The organism is Streptomyces sp. NPDC054932 (genome assembly GCF_053610205.1).
Map to the genome: position 1 here is coordinate 1 of NZ_JBSGXU010000287.1, position 7,494 is coordinate 7,494.

A 7,494-nucleotide genomic window follows, 5' to 3' on the forward strand; every position below is an offset into this window, starting at 1 on the left:
GCAGCGACGCGACGACGAAGGAGGAGCGCCCTTGAGGGGCCGGCCCGACACGGAGAGACGATGGGACTGACGGGAAACCCCCATACACATCCCTGACCGCCGCCCCACCGAAGCCCCGCCCCCCGAAGCCGCCCCGCGCCCGCATCGGCCCTGGCTCCCGCCCCCCGGCACACCGCGCCGCTCTGTCAGAGCGTGCCAGAACACTGGTCGTGAGCACAGTTTCTGACGTACCGTCATATCTGCCCGAGCCGCCCCCTGCAGCCGCCCCTGCAGCCATCCCCCGAGCCGCCCCGCCCGCAGCCACCCCCCAAGTCGTCCAGGAGGTTCGCCATGCCCGCCGACCGGCCCGTCGCCCTCGACGAATACCCCATCCATCAGGCGCCCTTGTCGATGAAGCACCTCGTCAGCGGCGACCGGAACGCCTATGACCGCTGCATCTTCCACGTCTTCGACCACGCAGGCCGCGCCGTCCTGATACTCGGCCTCGGCGTCTACCCCAACGCCGGGGTCATCGATGCCTACGCTACCCTCCGCATCGGTGACGACCTCCTCGCCGTCCGGGCCTCCGACGCCCTCACCGACGACCGTATGAACCTCTCGGTGGGACCCCTGTCCATCACCGTCGACGTGCCGCTCAAGCAGCTCACGCTGAGCTGCGCTCCCGACCCGGCAGACCCGCACGGGCTCTCGTACGACATCACCTGGACCGCCGAGTTCCCTGCCGTCTGGGAGCCGCACCACATCCAGCGGCGCGGCGACCGCCTCATGCTGGAAGGGCGCCGCTTCGTCCAGGCCGGCCGGGTCGCCGGCACGATCCGGGCCAAGGGCGAGGAGTTCACCCTCACACCGGGGGAGTGGACCGGTACCCGTGACCGGAGTTGGGGGGTGCGGCCGATTCCCGGGGAGGAAGGGGGTCGCGCGGCCGAGGAGCACCGCCCCGAGGGGTTCCACTGGCTGTGGATCCCGGTCCGCTTCGAGGACCGCTTCGTCATGGTCATCGCCCAGGAGGACGCGGACGGCCACCGCACCCTGAACGAGGCCGTCCAGGTCTTCCCCGAGGGCAGCGGCCGCAATGACGTCCAACTCGGCTGGCCGCACACCGAGATCCGCTATCGCCCCGGCAGCCGGCATCCCGAGCGGGCCGTCGTCCACCTCACCGACCCCTCCCGCAAGCCCCTCGAGCTGGGCGTGGAGATCCTCAACTCCTCCCCGCTCGCCGTCGGCGCCGGCTATCCGCCGGCCGGCGACTGGCAGCACGGCACCTGGCAGGGCCGCGGCTGGAGCGACCGCCGCGTCTACGACCTCTCCGACCCCGCGGCCCACCCGATGGCCGCCTTCGGGGTGACCGACCACTCGGCCCGTTTCACCCTCGACGGGCAGGTCGGTCACGGCATCTTCGAGCACGGCAGCTTCGGGCGCCACGACCCGAGCGGTTTCGCCGACTACTCCTCCGTCGCCCAGTAGGAAAGGGGACCGACCATGGCCACCGCACCACGTCCGCGCACCTCCACCCGCGAGCCCGAGGAGCTCGGCCGCCGGCTCGCGGCCTGGCTGGACACCAGGCTCCCCGGCGCGAAGGTCACGGGTGTCTCCGTCCCGGGATCCAACGGAATGTCCAGCGAGACCCTGCTCTTCGACATAGAGCACCCCGACACCCCGCTCCGCGCCTGCGCGCTGCGGCTCGCCGCCGACCCTGCCGCCTACACCGTCTTCCCGACCTACGACATGCCGCGCCAGCACCGGGTGATGAGCCTGGTCGCCGAGCACACGGACGTGCCCGTCCCGCGCGTGCAGTGGCTGGAGGAGGACCCCGGCCCGCTGGGGGCCCCGTTCTTCGTGATGGCGCGCGCGGAGGGCCGGGTCCCGCCCGATGTCATGCCCTACACCTACGAGGGCAACTGGCTGCATGCCGCCAGTGATGCCGAGCGCGCCGCCCTCCAGGAGGCGAGCATCTCGCTGCTGGCCCGCCTGCACGACCAGTTCCCGTCGAAGGAGGCGGAGTTCCTCCTGCCCGAGGGCGAGGGCACCCCGCTGCGCCGGCACGTGGACGCCCAACGCGCCTACTACTCCTGGGTGGTGGGCGGGCTCGCCCCGTCACCGCTCATCGAGAGGGCGTTCGCCCGTCTGGAGGAGCTGTGGCCGCAGGACGAGGGACCGGCCGTCCTGAACTGGGGCGATGCCCGCATCGGCAACGTCATCTACGACGGTTTCACGCCGGTGGCCGTCCTGGACTGGGAGATGGCGGCGTACGCCCCGCGCGAGGTGGACCTGGGCTGGACCGTCTACCTGCACCGGTTCTTCCAGGACCTCACCGTCGGCTTCGGCCAGCCCGGCCTGCCGGACTTCCTGCGCCGCGAGGACCTGGAGCGCAGGTACGCCGAACTCACCGGGCACACCCCGCAGGACATGGAGTTCCACACCCTCTACGCGGCCCTGCGGCACGGGATCGTGATGCTGCGCATCGCCTACCGGCAGGCCCACTTCGGCGAGGTCGAGGTCCCGGCGGATCCCGACAGCCTGATCCTGCACCACGCCAGCCTGGCCGCCATGGTGCAGGGGACGTACTGGTAGGGGAGCAGGGGCAGCGGGAAGGGAGCCGAGCGCCGGGCGGCCGTCAGGCCGCCTGGGCGTGCTGCTGCCGCGTCTGCGCCTGCTGCCGCGGCAGTACCGGGCTCACCACACGGACCGGACGCGAGCCCGGACCGCCGACGTGGGAGAAGGGCTGCGTCCGCCAGTCCAGGCCCTGCGGCAGGGTCGACAGGACGACGGATTCCAGCTCCTGCGCCTCCACCGGCTGGATCATGCCGACGGTGGGCAGGGCATCGGTGGCGGGCCGCCCGGTGCCCGCGCACACGGTGAGGCCGAAGGGGTTCCACGGGGTCAGGCAGAGGGCGTGCTGCGGCAGGTACTCCTCGTCCGCGACGAGGGCGATCGACTGGCCGCAGTCGGGGCAGATCGCGTGGTGGATGTCGAATCCCTCGAGGTCATCGAGGTAGTCGCCGTCCCCGCCGTCGTCCGGGTACGTGCCGTCCCCGGAATCGAGCGGTTCCAGGGGCTCCGGTTCGATGCGACCGGCGCGCTTGGTATTCAGCATGGATGTACTCCCCCTTGGGTGGGCCGGGCGGGCAGGTTCTTCGGCCTCGGCCACAGCAACCAATTCCCGTCGAGCGTCACGAGTAACCACAACAGACAGGCCTCCACCTGCATACCCCTGTGGCCTTGGTCACATGCCTGGCGCAGATGCCTCCAGTGGGCGGACAGCACTGGGCCTGGAGCGCCCTTGGCCGTAAGTTGAGCGGCTATGAGCGCAATGGAGGAGCTGGACCGCCAGATCGTGGATCTGCTCGTGCGGGACGGGCGGATGAGCTACACGGATCTGGGCAAGGCCACGGGACTGTCCACGTCGGCAGTCCATCAGCGAGTACGACGTCTGGAGCAGCGCGGGGTGATCCGCGGCTATGCGGCCGTGGTCGATCCGGAGGCCGTCGGCCTGCCGCTGACCGCGTTCATCTCGGTCAAGCCCTTCGACCCGAGTGCCCCGGACGACATCGCCGACCGGCTGGCCGGCGTCCCCGAGATCGAGGCCTGCCACAGCGTCGCGGGCGACGAGAACTACATCCTGAAGGTGCGCGTCGCCACCCCCCTGGAGCTGGAAGACCTCCTGGGCCGCCTGCGTGCCCTCGCCCACGTCTCGACGCGCACGACGGTCGTCCTGTCCACCCCTTACGAGGCCCGCCCGCCCCGCGTCTGATTCCGCACGCCCGGCACGCCCCGCACGCCCCGCACGCGCTTGGTGAGCGCGCTGCCCGCGCCCCGAACGCGCCCGTGCGCGACCCGGACCCCGGGCGGAAGCCCGGGAGTCCCGCCCCTGCCCCGCCCGGTGCGGGGGCGGTCCGGGAAGGCCGTCCGCGGGGCCCGCCGTGCCTCGCGCCCACCCGCGTCCACGCGCGCCCTGCGAACACGCGAAACTTGTCCCCATGACCGAGCGCGCGACACCCGCCCCCACCGACCCCACCCGCACCGTCCTCCTCCGCGGGGGCGAGGTGCACAGCCCCGCCGACCCCTTCGCCACCGCGATGGTCGTCGAGCGCGGCCGCATCGCCTGGGTCGGGTCCGAGGGCGCCGCCGACGCCTTCGCGCAGGGTGTGGACGAGGTCGTCGACCTCGGTGGCGCGCTCGTCACGCCCGCCTTCACCGACGCCCACGTCCACACGACCTCCGCGGGCCTGGCCCTGACCGGGCTGGACCTCACAGGAGCCCGCTCCCTGTCCGCCGCGCTGGACCTGGTACGCGGCTACGCCGCGAGCCGTCCGGCCGACCGGGTGCTCCTCGGGCACGGCTGGGACGCCGCCCGCTGGCCCGAGCGCCGGGCCCCGCACCGCGCCGAGCTCGACGAGGCCACCGGCGGCCGCCCGCTCTACCTCAGCCGCATCGACGTGCACTCGGCCGTGGTCACCACGGCCCTGCTCGCCCTCGTCCCGGGGGTCCGGCCCGACGGCGACCGGCCGCTGACCGCCGACGACCACCACGCCGTACGGCGGGCCGCGCTGGCCGCCGTCACTCCCGCCCAGCGCGCCGAGGCCCAGCGGGCCGCCCTCGACCGGGCCGCGTCCCTCGGCATCGGCTCCGTACACGAGTGCGGCGGGCCCGACATCTCCTCCGCCGAGGACTTCACCGGTCTGCTGGCGCTGGCCGCCGAGCGGCCCGGGCCGCGCGTCTTCGGGTACTGGGCCGACCGCGACCTCGCCCTGGCCCGGGAGCTCGGGGCCGTCGGAGCCGCCGGGGACCTGTTCGTCGACGGCGCCCTCGGCTCGCACACGGCCTGCCTGCACGCCCCGTACGCGGACGCCGCGCACACCGGCACCGAGTACCTCGACGTGCGCGCCGTCACCGAGCACGTGGCCGCCTGCACCGAGGAGGGCCTCCAGGCCGGTTTCCACGCCATCGGCGATGCCGCGATCAGCGCCGTCGTCGAGGGTATCCGGGCGGCTGCCGAAAAGGTCGGCCTGGCACGCGTCCGCGCCGCCCGGCACCGGGTGGAGCACGCGGAGATGATGACCCCCGCCACCATCGCCGCCTTCGCGGAGCTGGGGCTCACCGCCTCCGTGCAGCCCGCGTTCGACGCGGCCTGGGGCGGCGAGGACGGCATGTACGCGGACCGGCTCGGCGCCGAGCGCGCCCGCACCCTCAACCCGTACGCGGCCATGCTCAAGGCGGGTGTCCCGCTGGCCTTCGGCTCGGACGCGCCGGTCACCCCGCTCGACCCGTGGGGCACCGTCCGCGCGGCCGCCTTCCACCGGACGCCCGAGCACCGGATCTCCGTACGGGCCGCCTTCACCGCCCACACGCGGGGCGGCTGGCGGGCGCTGGGACGCGACGACGCGGGCGTTCTCGTCCCCGGCGCGCCCGCCGACTACGCGGTCTGGCAGACCGGTGACCTGGTCGTTCAGGCCCCCGACGACCGGGTCGCCCGCTGGTCCACCGACCCCCGCTCGGGCACCCCCGGACTACCCGATCTGACCCCCGGATCCGACCTGCCGGTGTGCCTCGCGACCGTCGTCGGCGGGCGGGAGGTATTCGTACGCCCACAGGGGTGATCCGGCGGGCCTCGGTTCGGTACGGGCGGGCGGACCCGGATAGGTTCGGCCGGGTCCACCACAGGAAGTCCGTGCCGGACGACGCCGTCTGCGCAGCGCGCCCGCGCCTCGGGGGCGAGGGAAGGTTTCGCCGGGCGGTCGGTGGCCCCGGATCGGGGTCCGGCGGTCCAGTAGACAACGGTCACGGCGGCCCGCAGCCAGCGGGCGTCCGACCGGCCCGAAGGACCGCGGGCCCCGATCCCTGTTCTAAAGTCATCCTCTGCGACCAGACGTACAGGACGTGCAAGAGCACAAAAGGGGACTCAGTGAGCGACGGCGGACAGCGGACCTACGGGCCGCTCGGTACAGCCTTGGTGATCATTCCGACCTACAACGAGGCGGAGAACATCGGGCTGATCGTCGGGCGCGTCCGCGCGGCGGTGCCCGAGGCCCACATCCTGGTCGCGGACGACAACAGCCCCGACGGCACCGGCAAGCTCGCCGACGAACTCGCGGCCGGTGACGACCACGTCCACGTCCTGCACCGCAAGGGCAAGGAGGGGCTCGGCGCCGCCTACCTGGCGGGCTTCGTCTGGGCCCTGGAGGCCGGTTACGGCGTGATCGTCGAGATGGACGCCGACGGATCCCACCAGCCGGAGGAGCTGCCCCGACTGCTCACCGCGCTGGCCGGGGCCGACCTGGTGCTGGGCTCCCGCTGGGTGCCGGGCGGCCGCGTCGTCAACTGGCCCAAGAGCCGCGAGTTCCTCTCGCGCGGCGGTTCGACGTACTCCCGGCTGATGCTGAACGTCCCGATCCGGGACGTGACCGGCGGCTACCGCGCCTTCCGCCGCGAGACCCTGGAGGGCCTGGGCCTGGACCAGGTGGCATCCGCGGGCTACTGCTTCCAGGTCGACCTGGCCCGCAGGGCCGTGCAGAAGGGCTTCCGCGTGGTGGAGGTGCCCATCACCTTCGTCGAGCGTGAGTTCGGCGACAGCAAGATGAGCAAGGACATCGTGGTGGAGGCCCTGTGGCGGGTCACCCAATGGGGCCTCAAGGCCCAGGCGTCCAAGCTGCTCGGCAGGGAGAGCGGCAAGGAGACCGGCCACGGCACGGACAAGCCGGGCGCCGGAGCTTGAGCCCTGGAGGCGCCCGGCGACCGCGGGACACCCCCTAGGGGATGTCCGGTACCTCCGGCTGAGGCCGCTTTTACGCGGCCCCAGGCACACTGGGTGGTATGACGACCGGCATTTCCACGGCCCCCCGGCGGCGTTCGCCCGCCCGTACGTTCCTTCCCCTGGCGATTGCCGCCTGGCTGATCCTGGAGATCTGGCTGCTCACCGTGGTCGCGGACGTGGCCGGCGGGCTCGGCGTGGCCGCGCTGCTGGCGGGCGGCATCGTCCTGGGCGCGGTGGTCATCAAGCGCGCCGGGCGGCGTGCCTTCAAGAACCTCGCGGACACCTTCCAGCAGGCCCAGCAGGGGCAGCAGCCCACCCCGCAGCAGCCCGGCCAGGGCAATGGCCTCACCATGCTGGCCGGCCTGCTCCTGATGATGCCGGGCCTGATCTCCGACGCGGCGGGCCTGCTCCTGCTGCTCCCGCCCGTCCGGGCCCGGATCGCGCGCCGCGCCGCCCGCTCGCTGGAGCGGAAGATGGCCGCCTCGCCCGCCGGCAGCTTCGGTGACGCCTTCCAGCAGGCCCGTATCCACTATCCCGACGGCAAGGTCGTCCAGGGCGAGGTCATCCGCGAGGACGGCCCCGGGCAGCAGGGCGGGCCGGACGCGGCGTACCGCCCGCCGCTGGCCCCGTAGCCCGTGGCCCCGTAGGGCCGCGGAAGCAGCACAAGCCGAGGGGCCCCGCCACACACTGTGTGGCCTGTCTCGTATAGACAAGAGAACCTGCAGGCGCGGAAAGAAGTTAAG

The 7,494-nt window shown here is 73.0% G+C and carries 7 protein-coding genes; 6 read left to right on the forward strand and 1 reads right to left on the reverse strand.

From position 1 onward, the window contains the following. The first annotated feature begins 330 nt into the window (after positions 1 to 330). Both ACWGE1_RS38830 and ACWGE1_RS38835 read left to right on the forward strand, forming a co-directional pair. Positions 331 to 1,464 (forward strand): hypothetical protein, encoded by a 1,134-nt coding sequence (locus ACWGE1_RS38830; RefSeq protein ID WP_453425183.1) that lies wholly within the window; start codon positions 331 to 333, stop codon positions 1,462 to 1,464. Between the two features lie 15 nt (positions 1,465 to 1,479). Next, positions 1,480 to 2,571 (forward strand): phosphotransferase family protein, encoded by a 1,092-nt coding sequence (locus tag ACWGE1_RS38835; RefSeq protein ID WP_453425184.1) that lies wholly within the window; start codon positions 1,480 to 1,482, stop codon positions 2,569 to 2,571. A gap of 43 nt (positions 2,572 to 2,614) precedes the next feature. On the opposite strand, the gene ACWGE1_RS38840 is transcribed toward ACWGE1_RS38835, so the two are convergent. Then, positions 2,615 to 3,094: a hypothetical protein gene (locus tag ACWGE1_RS38840; protein WP_453425185.1), complete on the reverse strand. Its 480-nt coding sequence runs from the start codon at positions 3,092 to 3,094 to the stop codon at positions 2,615 to 2,617. A 216-nt stretch (positions 3,095 to 3,310) separates the two neighbouring features. Here ACWGE1_RS38840 and ACWGE1_RS38845 point away from each other — a divergent pair, with 216 nt between their 5' ends. The 4 genes from ACWGE1_RS38845 to fxsA all read left to right on the forward strand — a co-directional run bounded on the left by ACWGE1_RS38845 (position 3,311) and on the right by fxsA (position 7,383). Continuing rightward, positions 3,311 to 3,751, forward strand: a complete 441-nt coding sequence (locus tag ACWGE1_RS38845; RefSeq protein ID WP_030011705.1) for an Lrp/AsnC family transcriptional regulator — start codon at positions 3,311 to 3,313, stop codon at positions 3,749 to 3,751. Positions 3,752 to 3,977: 226 nt separating this feature from the next. Then, on the forward strand, positions 3,978 to 5,597 hold the full coding sequence (locus tag ACWGE1_RS38850) for an amidohydrolase (protein WP_453425186.1): 1,620 nt from the start codon (positions 3,978 to 3,980) through the stop codon (positions 5,595 to 5,597). Positions 5,598 to 5,902: 305 nt separating this feature from the next. Continuing rightward, positions 5,903 to 6,712 (forward strand): polyprenol monophosphomannose synthase, encoded by an 810-nt coding sequence (locus tag ACWGE1_RS38855; RefSeq protein WP_453425187.1) that lies wholly within the window; start codon positions 5,903 to 5,905, stop codon positions 6,710 to 6,712. A gap of 98 nt (positions 6,713 to 6,810) precedes the next feature. Beyond that, the gene (gene fxsA / locus ACWGE1_RS38860; RefSeq protein WP_453425188.1) at positions 6,811 to 7,383 is read left to right on the forward strand and encodes an FxsA family membrane protein; all 573 of its coding nucleotides are present in this window, start codon (positions 6,811 to 6,813) and stop codon (positions 7,381 to 7,383) included. Positions 7,384 to 7,494 lie beyond the last annotated feature (111 nt).